The 14,929-nt window shown below is 46.6% G+C and carries 12 protein-coding genes; all 12 read left to right on the top strand.

The genetic code is table 11. From position 1 onward, the window contains the following. Positions 1 to 196 precede the first annotated feature (196 nt). The 12 genes from LDX50_RS17345 (at position 197) to LDX50_RS17290 (ending at position 14,929) form a co-directional block, all read left to right on the top strand. Positions 197 to 1,087, top strand: coding sequence for a branched-chain amino acid transaminase (locus tag LDX50_RS17345; protein ID WP_225698570.1), 891 nt, complete (start codon positions 197 to 199; stop codon positions 1,085 to 1,087). After that, entirely contained in the window at positions 1,087 to 2,763 is a 1,677-nt protein-coding gene (gene ilvD, locus LDX50_RS17340) for a dihydroxy-acid dehydratase (protein WP_225698569.1), read from the top strand. Before LDX50_RS17345 ends, ilvD begins: the two co-directional genes overlap by 1 nt. Then, positions 2,756 to 4,489: a biosynthetic-type acetolactate synthase large subunit gene (ilvB, locus tag LDX50_RS17335; RefSeq protein WP_225698568.1), complete on the top strand. Its 1,734-nt coding sequence runs from the start codon at positions 2,756 to 2,758 to the stop codon at positions 4,487 to 4,489. The genes ilvD and ilvB overlap by 8 nt, the downstream gene beginning before the upstream one ends. A gap of 16 nt (positions 4,490 to 4,505) precedes the next feature. After that, positions 4,506 to 5,051, top strand: a complete 546-nt coding sequence (gene ilvN / locus LDX50_RS17330) for an acetolactate synthase small subunit (protein ID WP_225698567.1) — start codon at positions 4,506 to 4,508, stop codon at positions 5,049 to 5,051. 42 nt (positions 5,052 to 5,093) lie between these two features. Beyond that, on the top strand, positions 5,094 to 6,143 hold the full coding sequence (ilvC, locus tag LDX50_RS17325) for a ketol-acid reductoisomerase (RefSeq protein ID WP_225698566.1): 1,050 nt from the start codon (positions 5,094 to 5,096) through the stop codon (positions 6,141 to 6,143). 3 nt (positions 6,144 to 6,146) lie between these two features. Next, a complete protein-coding gene (ilvA, locus tag LDX50_RS17320; protein WP_225698565.1) occupies positions 6,147 to 7,409 on the top strand; it encodes a threonine ammonia-lyase IlvA in 1,263 nt (420 codons plus the stop codon). Between the two features lie 199 nt (positions 7,410 to 7,608). Then, positions 7,609 to 8,907, top strand: a complete 1,299-nt coding sequence (locus LDX50_RS17315) for an OmpA family protein (RefSeq protein WP_225698564.1) — start codon at positions 7,609 to 7,611, stop codon at positions 8,905 to 8,907. Positions 8,908 to 8,971: 64 nt separating this feature from the next. Then, positions 8,972 to 10,201 carry an OmpA family protein gene (locus LDX50_RS17310; protein WP_225698563.1) on the top strand — a complete coding sequence of 410 codons (1,230 nt, stop codon included), beginning with the start codon at positions 8,972 to 8,974 and terminating at the stop codon, positions 10,199 to 10,201. Next, positions 10,201 to 10,362: a hypothetical protein gene (locus LDX50_RS17305; protein ID WP_225698562.1), complete on the top strand. Its 162-nt coding sequence runs from the start codon at positions 10,201 to 10,203 to the stop codon at positions 10,360 to 10,362. The genes LDX50_RS17310 and LDX50_RS17305 overlap by 1 nt, the downstream gene beginning before the upstream one ends. A 90-nt stretch (positions 10,363 to 10,452) precedes the next feature. Continuing rightward, complete coding sequence (locus LDX50_RS17300; RefSeq protein WP_225698561.1) at positions 10,453 to 12,855, top strand: ABC transporter permease; 2,403 nt, start codon at positions 10,453 to 10,455, stop codon at positions 12,853 to 12,855. A 295-nt stretch (positions 12,856 to 13,150) separates the two neighbouring features. After that, entirely contained in the window at positions 13,151 to 13,678 is a 528-nt protein-coding gene (locus LDX50_RS17295) for a hypothetical protein (RefSeq protein ID WP_225698560.1), read from the top strand. A 129-nt stretch (positions 13,679 to 13,807) separates the two neighbouring features. Next, entirely contained in the window at positions 13,808 to 14,929 is a 1,122-nt protein-coding gene (locus LDX50_RS17290; RefSeq protein WP_225698559.1) for a glycoside hydrolase family 16 protein, read from the top strand.

The raw sequence follows: 14,929 nt of genomic DNA, 5'->3' as shown, positions 1-14,929 counted from the left end.
TGCAGCATTTAGTTTGTTTTAACCGGGATTTATTCACTACATTTAAAAAAACTAATGAGAAACCTGTTCATCATATCACTGGTCATTATTAACGTCATTCGATTGAATGCTGACCGGGATTGGTGAATCTGAAATAAGATAAACATTGAAAAGCGCCATCCCCCGGGATGGCGCTTTTTTTTTAACCCCATGACATATGTATTACAATAAGAATACCATCGTATTTAAAGACGGCCGAATGATTCCGGCGGCTGAAGCCATGTCCAGTGATTATACACAAACGCTGCATTATGGCAATGGTGTATTTGAGGGAATGCGATCCTACGAGAATGCAGAGGGATGCAATATTTTCCGTGCCAGGGAACATTTCGACCGCCTCGCCTATTCAGCGGATCGGATGCAGTTAAAAATGCCTTATTCCCCTGAAGAAATGGTGCAGATCGCATACCAGCTTCTTGATGAGAACCATCTGCACAATGCCTATATCCGGCCGCTGGTATACGGCGGTATGAATATGAGCCTGGAGCCTTCCGATGAGTGTCACGTTTTCATGGCAGCCTGGAACTGGGGAAAATATCTGGGTAATGATCCGCTGAGCGTAATGGTTTCATCCTATCAGCGACCTAATCCGAAATCAACAATTATTGATGCCAAGATCGTTGGACATTATACCAATAGCATTCTAGCCACATCCGAAGCCAGGAAGTTGGGTTATGATGAAGCTTTGCTGCTTGATATGCATGGCAATGTTGCTGAAGGTCCGGGAGCCAATTTCTTTTTTGAAAAGGAAGGTATCCTCTATACACCCCCCGCTGGTCACATACTTCCGGGCATTACCCGCAGGACGGTCATGGAGCTTGCGCAGGAGCTGGGCATCCGCGTGGTGGAGAAATTCTTCGAAGTGGAGGAGGTATATGATGCAGACACTGCTTTTTTCGTAGGAACTGCTGTAGAAATTGCACCAATCGCCGCGATCAATGGTGAAAAACTGAAGGGAACCTGGGAAGATTCAGCGGGACACCAGCTTTATCTGATGTACCGTCAGAAGGTTCGGTTTAATGAATACCAGGGATTAACGATTGTTTAATGAGTTCTGCGCCAAATAAATACAGCCGTGTTGTAACACAGGACCCCACTCAGCCTGCCGCACAGGCCATGCTTCACGCCATTGGTCTCACTGATTCCGACCTGAAGAAAGCACAGGTAGGGATTGTGAGTACGGGTTTTGAGGGTAATCCATGTAACATGCATTTGAATGACCTTGCCAGGGATGTAAAGGGCGGAGTTACCTCCGCTGATCTGGTAGGTCTGATATTCAATACGATCGGAGTAAGCGACGGAATTTCAATGGGAACACCGGGTATGCGGTACTCACTTCCATCGCGCGATATTATTGCCGATAGTATTGAAACAGTAGTAAATGCACAGGCATATGACGCCCTGGTTGCGGTTGTTGGCTGTGATAAAAATATGCCAGGGGCTATGATTGCCATTGGCCGTTTGAACAGACCTGCTATTCTTGTTTATGGAGGCACGATCGCCCCGGGCTGCTATGCCAACAAAAAACTGGATGTGGTTTCAGCGTTTGAGGCGCTCGGGCAAAAAATGGCCGGGACCATTTCAGAAGAAGATTTTAAAGGTGTGGTTCATCATGCCTGTCCGGGTCCGGGCGCATGTGGCGGGATGTACACAGCCAATACGATGGCTTCTGCGATTGAAGCACTCGGATTAAGCTTACCCTACAGTTCATCGAATCCGGCCAGGGATCAATCCAAACAAATAGAATGCAGAAAAGCAGGTGAACAAATGAGACACCTCGTGGAGATGGACCTGAAGCCACGGGATATCGTTACGAAAAGATCATTTGAAAATGCGATTTCACTCATTACAGTGCTGGGAGGATCAACCAATGCGGTTCTTCATTTACTGGCGATGGCCCATGCATTCGGCATTGACCTGACATTACAGGACTTCAGTTCCATCAGTGCACGTACGCCTTTCCTGGCAGATTTGAAACCCAGCGGTCAGTTCGTTATGGAAGATTTACACGAAGCAGGCGGTATTCCGGGCGTGATGAAACTTATGCTGAAGGAGTCACTACTCGACGGAAATTGCATGACCGTAACCGGCAAGACAATTGGGGAAAATATTGAAGAAGCAGCGCTTGCCGACGGACAAACGGTGATCCACCCTGTTGCGGATCCCATAAAATCATCCGGGCATTTGCGCATCCTGTACGGGAATTTAAGTCCGGATGGTGCCGTAGCCAAAATCACTGGAAAGGAGGGTGAATTTTTTGAAGGTCCGGCCCGTGTATTCGAGAGTGAATTCGAGGCCAACGATGAACTTCTCGCCGGAAAGGTGCAGGCAGGAGATGTCATTGTGATCCGATACGAAGGTCCGAAAGGGGGCCCGGGAATGCCTGAGATGCTGAAGCCCACTTCGGCGATCATGGGTGCCGGACTGGGTAAGGAAGTGGCTCTTATTACCGATGGCCGGTTTTCCGGCGGAACACATGGTTTTGTGGTGGGGCATATTACACCCGAAGCACAGGATGGCGGACCGATTGCCCTGGTTCAGAATGGTGACAGAATACGTATTGATGCCCGGGAGAACAGGCTGGATATTCTGGTCGACGAGGAGGAAATGGCCCGAAGGAGGAAAAGCTGGAAGGCACCGGATTTGAAAAAGACTTCCGGGATCTTATACAAATATGCCAGGATGGTGTCAACCGCATCAGAAGGCTGCATAACAGATGGATAATATGGAATTACAGGCAAATAAAACGCTTACAACTACGGAAACGATCAGCGGGGCAGAGGCGGTAATACGATCGCTGCTGGCCGAGGGTGTTGATACCATGTTCGGTTATCCCGGTGGCGCCATTATGCCGGTTTATGATGCGCTTTATGATTATCAGGAAGAGCTCAGGCATATCCTGGTGCGTCATGAACAGGGAGCAGTACATGCCGCGCAGGGATATGCACGAGCCAGCGGTAAGGTGGGGGTTTGCCTGGCAACAAGCGGCCCGGGTGCTACCAATCTTATTACAGGTTTGGCAGATGCGATGATCGATTCTACGCCTGTTGTGTGTATCACGGGGCAGGTTGCTTCCCATTTACTGGGAACCGATGCATTCCAGGAAACAGATGTGGTTGGCGTTTCGATGCCGGTAACAAAATGGAATATTCAGATCACCAAATCAGAAGATATACCCCAGGCTCTTGCCAAAGCGTTTTTTATTGCACGATCGGGAAGGCCTGGTCCGGTGGTGGTAGATATCACAAAAAATGCACAGTTCGGAAAACTCGAATTTGCCTATGCTCCTTGTGAAATGCTCAGGAGCTATATCCCCCGTCCGGCGATTGATCCGGTACAATTAAATGCCGCGGCAACACTGATCAACAATGCAAAAAAGCCCTTTCTTCTGGTTGGCCAGGGTGTAATTCTTTCAGGTGCTGAAAATATTCTGACTGAGTTTGTAGAAAAGACGGGCATCCCTTACGCCTGGACATTACTGGGACTTTCAGCAATGCCAACGGATCATTACCTCAATACCGGAATGCTGGGCATGCACGGGAATTATGGGCCAAATGTAAAAACCAACGAATGTGATGTCCTTATCGCTGTGGGCATGCGTTTTGATGACCGGGTAACCGGTGATGTCGATCGCTATGCCAGACAGGCCAAGGTGATTCATATAGAAATTGATCCGGCGGAAATCGATAAAAATGTAAATGCCGATGTACCGCTGATCGGAGACGCAAAGGAAGTGCTTGAAAAACTGATTGATCTGGTGGATCCTGCCGGTCATGAGGAATGGATAGAGGAATTCAGGGTTTGCAGTAACCTGGAGTTTCAGAAAGTAATTGAGAAATCACTGCATCCGGGAGATGAACATGGTCTTCTGATGGGCGAGGTAATCGCCAATGTATCGGCACGGCTGAAGGGTGATGCAATCCTGGTAACCGATGTTGGTCAGCATCAGATGGCGGCCTCACGTTATTTCAATTTCCGTCAGAGCCGCAGCAATATTACCTCGGGCGGACTGGGGACAATGGGATTTGCGCTGCCGGCCGGACTGGGCGCGAAACTGGGGGCTCCGGATCGTGATGTGGTCATCGTTGTTGGCGACGGTGGCATACAGATGAATATCCAGGAACTCGCTACCATTTTTCAGTATGGTGTGAATGTTAAAATTCTGCTGCTGAATAATAATTTCCTGGGCATGGTGCGTCAATGGCAGCAACTGTTTTTCGACCGCCGCTATTCCTTTACCGAGATGGTAAATCCTGATTTTGTAAAAGTGGCAGAAGGCTTTGGCCTCACTGCTAAGAAACTCACAGACCGCAAGGATTTGGATGCGAGTATTGAAGAAATGCTCAATTCAGAATCACATTTTCTTCTCGAAGTGGTAGTGGAAAAGGAGGAAAATGTATTTCCAATGATCCCGACTGGTTCGTGTGTATCAGAAATACGTCTTGAATGACGATAACAATTGAAATATGAAAAAGCATAAATATACGATCACAATTTTCACTGAAAATTTCATCGGGTTGCTTAGCCGGATCACCCTGATCTTTACACGGCGGCATATCAACATCGAAAGCATTACCGTATCAGAATCTGAAGTGAAGGGGGTTCATCGCTATACGGTTGTCGTCAAGATCACTGAAGAGCAGGTAAAGCGTGTGGTGAAACAAATTGAAAAGCAGGTAGAAGCGCTGAAAGCATTCTACTACCGCGATGACGAAACGATCCACCAGGAAATTGCCTTATACAAGGTTTCAACAAAATTCCTTGACGGAAAGCATAACCTTGAGTTTGTGATCCGAACACACCAGGCGCGGATACTCTCGGTGGAAAATAAATATATGGTCATTGAGAAAACCGGTCACAAGAGCGAAACTCAGGAGTTGCTTGAGTTGCTTCAGCCATTCGGGGTTCTGGAATTCGTCCGTTCCGGACGGGTATCCATTTCAAAGCCTATGAAGGAATTGAGCGAATATCTCAATGAGATGGAGGAGGAGCTGCAGTCGCAGCGTGCATAAATTAACAAATGAATTAACTAACCAAATCAACAAAATAAAAAGATGGCAAAGATCAATTTTGGAGGAGTAGAAGAAGAAGTCGTAACACGCGAAGAGTTTTCACTGGATAAAGCCAGGGAGGTATTAAAGAACGAAACCATTGCCGTATTGGGTTATGGTGTTCAGGGACCTGGTCAGGCATTGAATTTAAAAGATAATGGATTCAACGTAATCGTTGGTCAGCGTAAAAATTCCAAGACATGGGATAAGGCAATTGCCGACGGATGGGTGCCGGGCGAAGATTTATTCGAGCTTGAGGAAGCATGCGAGCGCGGAACCATCATCCAGTTTTTACTTTCAGACGCAGGACAGATCAAACTTTGGCCAACGGTGAAGAAACATCTCACACCGGGTAAGGCATTATACTTTTCACACGGCTTTGGTGTGACCTATAATGAGCGCACCGGAATTATTCCGCCAGATGATGTTGATGTCATCCTCATTGCACCAAAAGGATCGGGAACGTCATTGCGCAGAATGTTTCTTGAAGGGCGTGGCTTGAATTCAAGCTATGCGATTTACAAGGATGCTACAGGCAAAGCCAAGGAGCGTGTTGTTGCACTCGGGATTGGCGTAGGATCGGGATACCTGTTCCCAACTACTTTTAAGAAGGAAGTTTACAGCGATCTTACCGGTGAACGCGGAACGCTCATGGGAGCAATCCAGGGAATTTTTGCAGCGCAATATGAGGTGCTTCGTGAAAACGGACATACTCCGTCTGAGGCCTTCAATGAAACAGTGGAGGAACTTACCCAGTCACTGATGCCGCTTGTCGCTGAAAATGGGATGGACTGGATGTATGCGAATTGTTCGACCACTGCACAGCGCGGCGCACTTGACTGGTGGAAGAAATTTAAGGATGCGACAAAACCAGTATTCTCTGATTTATACAAAGAGGTAGCTGCCGGTGAGGAAGCCCAGAAGTCGATCGATTCGAACTCCAAGGAAGATTACCGTGCGAAGCTGGAAGAGGAACTTACTGAATTGCGTGAATCTGAAATGTGGAGAGCGGGCAAGGCAGTTCGTGAATTGCGGCCTGAGCGGGCAAAATAGCCGATGGAAAATATTACGACACAGACAGTTACCGTAAACGGAATCCTGACAGCATCTGAAGTACTGAAGGATGTCATCGTCAGGACTCCGTTGTTGCGTCATGAAGGGTTAAGTGAGAAGCTCGATGCAAACATCCTTTTGAAGCGTGAGGATCTTCAGGTAGTTCGTTCCTATAAGATACGGGGTGCTTACAATAAGATCCATAACACCAATCCGGGAAAACTGGACAACGGGATCGTATGTGCCAGCGCCGGCAATCATGCGCAGGGTGTGGCACTGGCGTGTCGTAAAAAACAAATTCAGGGGAGGATCTATATGCCTGTTCCTACACCGGATCAAAAGGTGAAACAGGTTACGTTTTTCGGAAGGGAGTTTGTTGAGGTAGTGCTTACCGGGGATACCTTTGATGATGCCTATCATGAAGCCCGGAAATACGGAGAGGAGCACGGTGCCGAGTTTATCCACCCCTTTGATGACCCGCTGATCATTGAAGGACAGGGAACTGTCGGGAAAGAGATCCTGGAAGACAGTGAATACCCGATTGACTATCTGATTGTGCCCATCGGCGGCGGCGGACTTGCGGCCGGTGTGAGTACTTATATAAAATCATTGAGTCCGAATACCCGGATAATTGGCGTTGAGCCTGCCGGAGCGCCGGCGATGAAGAAGTCGCTGGAAAAAGATGAATTGGTTACTCTTGATCGCATCGATAAGTTTGTCGATGGTGCCGCGGTAAAGCGTGTGGGTGAAATGACATTCCAGATTTGCCGTGAGCTGATTGATGAGGTCATCACCGTTCCGGAAGGTAAGGTGTGCAGCGAAATCCTGCGCCTGTATAATGAAGATGCCATTGTTGTGGAACCGGCGGGCGCATTAACGATTGCAGCCCTGGATATGCTGGCAGAACGCATCAGGGGAAAAAATGTGGTGGCCGTTGTGAGCGGAAGCAACAACGACATTACACGTACCAGTGAAATTAAAGAGCGGTCAATGCTTTTTGAAGGACTGAAACACTACTTTATCATTAATTTTCCACAGCGAGCCGGAGCTCTTCGTGAATTTTTGATCGATGTACTTGGCCCCAATGACGATATAAGTCATTTTGAATATTACAAAAAGAATAATCGTGAGAAAGGTCCGGCACTGATTGGAATAGAACTGAAAAATCATGCGGATTTGGAGGGATTGATCGATCGTATGGATGAAAAGAAAATCAGGTACGAATACGTAAATGATCAGCCACATTTATTTCATTACCTGATATAAGATATTACATTTTCCATTCAAAAATTGCCCTGATAATGAGCTAAATAGCTCAGAATTAGTGCATAAGTGCAAAAAAACTTACCCTTGCTTGGTCAAAAGTAAAACGAATTATACCTTGGAACCATAATTCGGCGCGTTTTATGTGCTGACTTATATTTTTTAAACGAGTAAGTAACATCATTTTTTAAGCATTAGCGTTATGTTACGAATAACAACTTTTACCAGGGTTGTCATGATATTCATGGCAAGTCTGATTACGATTACGGGTAATTCGGTTCCGGACAGGGATCCGGATCCTATACCTGGAAATTCAAACTATGTAGTTATCGGAGCGTTTGCATTCATCAGAAATGCAGAGCGTTTCACCAAATATGCGCAGGAAGAAAAGGACTTTGATGCCAAATTTGCCATTAATCCTCTTCGGAATCTGTACTACGTGTACATGTACAGCTCAGATGAACGAAAGGATGCTGTGGATGTCGTTCTGAAAGTACGCGCAGACCATCCTGACCTTTGGGATGCCTGGGTTTTTTCCGGTTCGCTGGGAGCCCTGGATGAAGGTGAGATGGTAACGCCGGTATTGAGTGAAAGTAATGAGCCCCAGGAGTACACCGAGGCCGAAAATGCGGAGTGGGAAGCGATGATGTCGGAGCGTGAGGCCGTAGTGGAGCAGGCTCAGGAAGAGATGGCCCCGGTGAATGAAGCCCTGGCTGTTTCGGCAGAAGTGGAAGAAACGCCGGTTGTTGAACCTGAAAAACCAGCCAACCTGGAACCCAAGGAGGGCTATTATTACCTCTACTTCAATACGATCAATAAAAAGACCATGAAGGAGGTAAAAGGACGGGTTCGCGTAATTGATGCGGAGCGATTTAAAGAATTGGAAATTGTTGAATCACAGGAATTAATTGAATTAAAGGATCCTAATAATGGAACCAACCGATTGAAGGCAGCAACCCAGATATTCGGTTTTAAGGAGGTAGATCATGTGATTAACCTCGATCAGCCGTTAACAGATTCAACAGCATCATTTGTAAAGGTTGTTGGTGATTCAATCATTATGGATTTTGAGCTTGAGCGATTCAAGAAAGGCGACATCCTGGTAATGTACAATGTATATTTCTTCAAGGATGCGGCGGTCATGAAGCCTGAATCAAAATATGAATTACTCAGCCTGCTTGATATGCTGGAAGAAAACGACAAACTCAAAGTTCGTATTCATGGTCACACCAACGGAAATGCAAAAGGAAAGATTATTCATCTGGATGATGAGGAAAAGAATTTCTTCAGCCTGCGCGCAGACCAGGAGGAGGATTTTGGAAGTGCGAAAGCATTAAGTACATATCGCGCCGAGACCATTCAGGACTGGCTAATCTCGGAGGGCATCCCAGCAGACAGGATGTCCATCAAAGGATGGGGTGGCAAGAAAATGATATACGATAAGCATGATACACAGGCGCATAAGAATGTGCGTGTTGAAATAGAAATTGTGGAAGATTAATGTTGGTTTCAATTGGCCGCCCTCTCTGCAGGTGAGCACCTAAGGATGGGCGGCTTTTTAAACTATGAAAAATAATATGCGGAATTGGTGGTTCATTCTGATGGCCTGCATGGGTTTTACCCTGCAGGCCTTTGGGCAATCTGGAGAAGTAGCGGGTGAAGGGTACTATGTGGTGATCAATGCATATGCTCAGAGCAAAGAAGACTATGCCCGCAGGTACTATGAGAAAATTCAGGGAGATGGCGACGAGGTGCACTATGCCTATGTCCCGGGAAAGAAGATGTACTTTGTATATCGCCAGTTTCATACAGATTACCGTTCTGCAATAGAACAAATGAGGGAATCACGAAAGGACCCCCGGTTTCCCGATGCATGGGTTTTTGTATCAGGGGAGGTTGTTGAGGACATGTCCGACAGGAAGAATTCAACGAATAAGAATCAAACCGAAGAGGCTGAGATCGAAGAGAACGAAAAAACTCCTGTTATTTCAACGCCTGAAACTGTCGCAGAAATTGATTCGGTAAGCGAAAATGGCGAATTGAATGAAAATGCCCTGGAAGAGCTGAATGACCGCCTCGAGCCGCCGGCAAATGTTAAACAGGTTGTGTTTATCCTGAGCAACGCCAGAAATAACGAAGAAGTCACAGGTGACGTTCAGATCATCGATACGGAACGGTCAAAACTGATCAATGTTCAAAATTCAGGGGAGATCGCGACTATAGCCGACCCGGAAAATGGAACCGGGAATCTTACCATGATCTGTGATGTATTCGGTTATCGGAAGGATCAGAAAGAACTGAACTATCAGACTTTTGCCGAGAATGAAGATGTTCAGATGGTTAATGATTACTACGTGGTGTTCTTCGACCTTGTGCGTTACCACAAGGGGGATATTGCCACCATGTACAATGTGTATTTCTACAATGATGCCGCCGTCATGCGGCCGGAATCCCGTTATGAGGTCAATAGCCTCCTGAATATGATGCGGGAAAATCCCAACTATAAAATCCGGATTCACGGACATACCAATGGAAACCGTTCCGGAACGATTATCTCCATGGGCGATTCAAAGAATTTCTTCGGACTCGACGATCAGAATAAGGACGGTTCCGGATCCGCAAAGATGCTGTCGAAAAGAAGAGCGGAGGTGATTAAATCCTATCTGGTATCGCAGGGAATCGAGGAAGGCAGAATGGAGATCAAGGCCTGGGGCGGACGCCGGATGCTTTATGACAAAAACAGCTCCCTTGCCAAAAAGAATGTTCGTGTTGAAATAGAAATTCTCGAAGAATAATGCTGCTTTCCGAGTTCTTCACGTATTGTCAGTGGCTCTTCTATCTGCTGCTGGAGCTTCTTGTTGTCCGGTTTGTCGTCAACAGGATCGATATCAATCCTCAGAAAATTCTGCAGACCAGGGACCGGTTTTATCACTGGTCCATTTCATGCCTTGGCTAAACACCTTATTGGCAAGGCACCGTTTGTGTAAAAACATGAAACCGCGAAGCAGAGCGTAGCGTATATTGAAGTAACTCAAAATACAACACCATGCTTCGTAATTACCTGAAGGTCGCAATTCGCGGCCTGCGCCGGAATTCAGGTGCCTCCATCATTAATATTCTTGGATTATCCATAGGTCTGGCCTGCTATATTCTCATCATGATCTACGTGGTAAATGAGACCGGTTATGACCGGTTTCATTCAAAAGCCGATCGTATTTTCAGGCTTACAACGATCGACGAGGCCCTGGGGGTAACCAGCAACAATGTTGCGATCACAAATCCGCGAATGCCCGCCGCAGCCCGTGAGGAAGTGGCTGAGGTATTGGATGCAACCCGTGTTCTTGAGCAAGGCAGAGTGCGTATCGAAAAAGGAGATGATTTTTTCTATTCGGAAAATGCCAAGTCTGTTGAGCAGAACTTCTTTTCAATTTTTGATTATTCTGTAGAGCCGGCAAATGCGATAGAAAGGTTTCATCAACCCCTGAAGATGATCCTTACCGAGGAAATGGCACAGACCACTTTCGGCCGCAGTGATGCCGTTGGTGAACTTTTGAGTATTAATGACCAGGATTGGGAAATAGTGGGGATCATCAGAGATACACCAAAAAATTCACACCTGGGTCTTGATGTTTTGATGTCCTTATATCCAACGGAAGCGGATTCGTCAACTGCACAATATCTTGATGCCTGGGGCGGACTGGGTATGATCGGATATGTTGAATTGGATGATCGCTCTTCGGAAGCAAGTGTGGAAAGCCAGTTGGGTGAAATCGCCTGGTCCAATGATGTTCCTGAATTTTGGGTGCCACAGCTGCAGCCACTTACCGATATTCATCTTGGGTCTTCCGAAATATTGTTTGATTACTATCACATCAATAAAGGCGATAAGGTATATGTTTATTCCCTTTCCGCCGTTGCCATTTTTGTCCTGTTGATCGCCGCTTTCAATTTCATGAATCTTGCCACGGCAAAATCATCCTCACGGGCGAAAGAGGTGGGTATCCGCAAAGTTTTAGGTGGAGCCCGAAGGCATTTAGTGCGCCAGCACCTCGGGGAGTCGGTGCTGCTCGTTTTATTGGCTACTTTCATTGCCATAATCCTTGTGATCATTGCCAGCCCGATGCTTAACCTTGGATTGTATGAGCCTGTTCAGACGTTTCTTTTCAATCGCCCCGGATTACTGGGAGTCATTTTCCTTTCATCCATCATTATTGGATTATTGTCCGGTCTTTACCCGGCATTTGTGCTGTCCGGCTTTCAGACCGCGTCGATCTTACGTGGAAAATTCAGTGGCAGCAAAAGCGGCGTAGGCTTACGGAAGGCATTGGTGATTCTGCAGTTCACGGCATCAATTACTATGATCATCGGAACGGTCTTTATTTATCGCCAGATCGACTATGTAAAAAATAAGGATTTGGGATTTTCGAAAGACCAGATCGTTACTTTTCAGATGACCGATCCCGGTATGGGCGAAAATCTGGTCGCCTTCAGGGACAGGCTTATGACATATGAAGGTGTTGAAAAGGCATCCCTGTCAAATAATATGCCGGGTCGCACCTTTGGCAGAACGGGAATTACACCGGAAGGGTATGATCCCGAATCGAATGAGGATACGTGGATCGTGAGTGTTTTATCGTTTGATGAACATTACATCGATATGATGAGTATGGAGGTCGTGAATGGCAGGGCATTTGACGCTGCATCCGGAACGGATCAGAATGAGGCGGTGATGGTGAATGAGTCTTTCATAGAACAGGTAGGGTGGGAAGATCCTGTTGGAATGAAGGTAATAATGGGGAATAATACCGAACGTACCATCATCGGAGTTGTAAAGAACTTTCATTTCGCTGATATGAAGCACTCCATCGAACCTATCATCATGTTTTACAATCCGGGGCCTAACGGGAATCTTTCCTTCCGGCTGAATAGTGAAAATATCCGTGAGTCGATGGCAACTGCTGAGAAGCTATGGGATGAGTTTTATCCCGAATACCCGTTTGAGTATCAATTCTTTGATGAGGAATTCAACCAGGTTTTTGCCGCTGATGAGCGCTTTTCCAAACTCGTTGTAAGCTTCACCTGGCTGGCCATATTTATCGCGTGCCTGGGACTGCTTGGTCTTTCGGCTTTTATGGCCGATCAACGCAGGAAGGAAATTGGAGTAAGGAAGGTTATGGGATCCTCCGTAGGTCAAGTAATGGTGCTGCTGTCGAAGGAATTCATCATTCTCATCGGAATCTCCATGGTCCTTGCCTGGCCGCTGGCTTACCTGGCAGTCAACAACTGGTTGGGTGAATTTCAATATCGGATCGATCTGCTCACTCCCCTGAACCTAATTATTTTCCTGGCTGCGGGACTGGCCGCTCTGGCCATTGGCCTCCTTACCGTCAGTTACCAGGCACGTGCTGCAGCGGTCGTAAATCCGGTTAATTCGCTGAAGGAAGAGTGAGTTGTAGTCAGTAGTCAGCGCCGAAGGGGCGTCCCTTTGGGATAGTCAATAGTCAGTAGTGGTACAAATAGGGAGTAAGGAGTAGGTAATTGGAAGCTAGCCTGCACTCCTTGCCGTCATCACGGCGGTACTCCCGGCTCAAGGCCGGGAGATTATACCGGGATGACGTGCGAAAAAGGGGTTGCGGCTCAAGGTCGGGAGATTACACCGGCCTGCCTGCCGGAAGGCAGGGATGACGTGTGAAAGAAGGGTTGCCCTGGAATACGATACTCACTATTTCTTCGTTTATTTAAGAATGAAATTTCAACTTGCAGCAACATTCATTTTTCTTGCCGTTACCTCGGTATTCTCCCAGAATGTTCGTCTTGAATCGCTGCTGATCAATGGCCAAATTCCCGTTTACTGCAATCGCAGCGATCTTGAGAAAACATTCCGGATCGACAGCGTCGTTGCTCTTGATATTTATGAGAATTCGACATTGTCGGATTCTGTGATCTATATTGGCGAAACGGATTTCGACTATTTTTCTGGTAATAATACCCAATCCCGGGGGCTTGAAACAGATTGTGTTCTCCGGTCAGTTGTTTTTGATGAACAGGTCACCACTTTCAATATTGGTATTTTTGAAATTACCGGAAGTACGACCATTGCTGATATTGCAAGGTTGTTTCCCGAATTCTGTGCAGATCCCCAGCCGATTTCAGTTTACGGAGATCCTCGACCGCACCTCGTTTGTGCAATCGATACAGATACTGAATATCGCATTCTTGTCTTTTTCAGGGAAGGAAAAGTAGTCATGCTTCATTTGTGGCAGGCCGACTGATGTTTTATCACTGAATATCAAATATTTCCATAGTTATGTTTATCTTAAAAGGCTAAAACCTGAAGGAATATGAGACATCATTGCTTGTGTATAGAAATCAGGTACGTCTATTAAAAAAATATCAATACAATGCAGATACGTCAATTTTCAAAGGGTATGTTTACCATGTCACTGATTATTACCGGATTGTTTTTTGCTTCCTGTGGAGGTGATGACGGTTCAGATAATGCAATGCCGCCGTCGAACCTGACAGTAAGCATTACTCCAAATCCGGATACTCCGGGCCTGATCCAGGTGGTCGCAACCGCGACGAATGCCAGTTATTATAAATTCAATTTCGGGGATTCACCATCGATCGTTCAGAACTCAACCGGTACTATTGAGCATACTTATATCAGCTCAGGGGATTTCGAAGTAACGGTTCAGGCACATTCATCAGAATCATCCTTCATCTCCACAACCAGGGATGTCTCCATTACCTTACCTGACCCGACAGAGCTGGGATATGAATCTCCCGAAAGCTATGATGGCTATACCCTTGTATGGCGTGATGAATTCAACGGAGATGCGCTTTCAGATGACTGGACCTATGATATTGGGGATGGATGCCCTGATCTCTGTGGCTGGGGCAATAATGAGCTGGAATATTATAAGAGCGAAAATACGCTGGTGGCCGACGGATTCCTACGGATCACTGCAAAGCAGGAATCATTCGGAGGAAAGAATTATACCTCATCAAAAATTATTACCAAAGACGCACAAACATTTCAGTACGGCCGAATCGATATTCGCGCGGTACTTCCCAGAGGCCAGGGAATGTGGCCCGCACTCTGGATGCTCGGAACCAATATCGATGACGTAGGCTGGCCTTCCTGTGGCGAGATCGATATCATGGAAATGGTAGGCGGCGGTGCCGGTAAAGACAATACTGTTCACGGAACGGTTCACTGGGATAATAATGGCAATTATGCCAATTACGGAGGGGAAGTAAGCCTGTCCAGCGGGGTCTTTGCAGATCAGTTCCATGTTTTTTCCATCACCTGGGATGAAACTTTCATCCGTTGGTATCTCGACGGAGTGGAATATCATGTGATTGATATTTCACCATCAGGATTAAGCGAACTGAAAGGTGAGTTTTACATGATCTTCAATGTGGCAGTTGGCGGAAACTGGCCCGGATCACCGAATGCGTCCACACAATTTCCACAAGAGATGATCGTCGATTATGTGCGCTATTTCCAGGCGAACTGA

This window comes from Fulvivirga sedimenti, from assembly GCF_020328055.1.
The sequence above is the reverse complement of the archived record's forward strand: the minus strand, read 5'-3'. Positions and strand labels throughout refer to the sequence as shown.

Bases quoted from the DNA above. Each gene is read 5' to 3' on its own strand.
- LDX50_RS17345 (WP_225698570.1), top strand. From the start codon at position 197: ATGTATTACAATAAGAATACCATCGTATTTAAAGACGGCCGAATGATT.
- ilvD (WP_225698569.1), top strand. From the start codon at position 1,087: ATGAGTTCTGCGCCAAATAAATACAGCCGTGTTGTAACACAGGACCCC.
- ilvB (WP_225698568.1), top strand. From the start codon at position 2,756: ATGGATAATATGGAATTACAGGCAAATAAAACGCTTACAACTACGGAA.
- ilvN (WP_225698567.1), top strand. From the start codon at position 4,506: ATGAAAAAGCATAAATATACGATCACAATTTTCACTGAAAATTTCATC.
- ilvC (WP_225698566.1), top strand. From the start codon at position 5,094: ATGGCAAAGATCAATTTTGGAGGAGTAGAAGAAGAAGTCGTAACACGC.
- ilvA (WP_225698565.1), top strand. From the start codon at position 6,147: ATGGAAAATATTACGACACAGACAGTTACCGTAAACGGAATCCTGACA.
- LDX50_RS17315 (WP_225698564.1), top strand. From the start codon at position 7,609: ATGTTACGAATAACAACTTTTACCAGGGTTGTCATGATATTCATGGCA.
- LDX50_RS17310 (WP_225698563.1), top strand. From the start codon at position 8,972: ATGAAAAATAATATGCGGAATTGGTGGTTCATTCTGATGGCCTGCATG.
- LDX50_RS17305 (WP_225698562.1), top strand. From the start codon at position 10,201: ATGCTGCTTTCCGAGTTCTTCACGTATTGTCAGTGGCTCTTCTATCTG.
- LDX50_RS17300 (WP_225698561.1), top strand. From the start codon at position 10,453: ATGCTTCGTAATTACCTGAAGGTCGCAATTCGCGGCCTGCGCCGGAAT.
- LDX50_RS17295 (WP_225698560.1), top strand. From the start codon at position 13,151: ATGAAATTTCAACTTGCAGCAACATTCATTTTTCTTGCCGTTACCTCG.
- LDX50_RS17290 (WP_225698559.1), top strand. From the start codon at position 13,808: ATGCAGATACGTCAATTTTCAAAGGGTATGTTTACCATGTCACTGATT.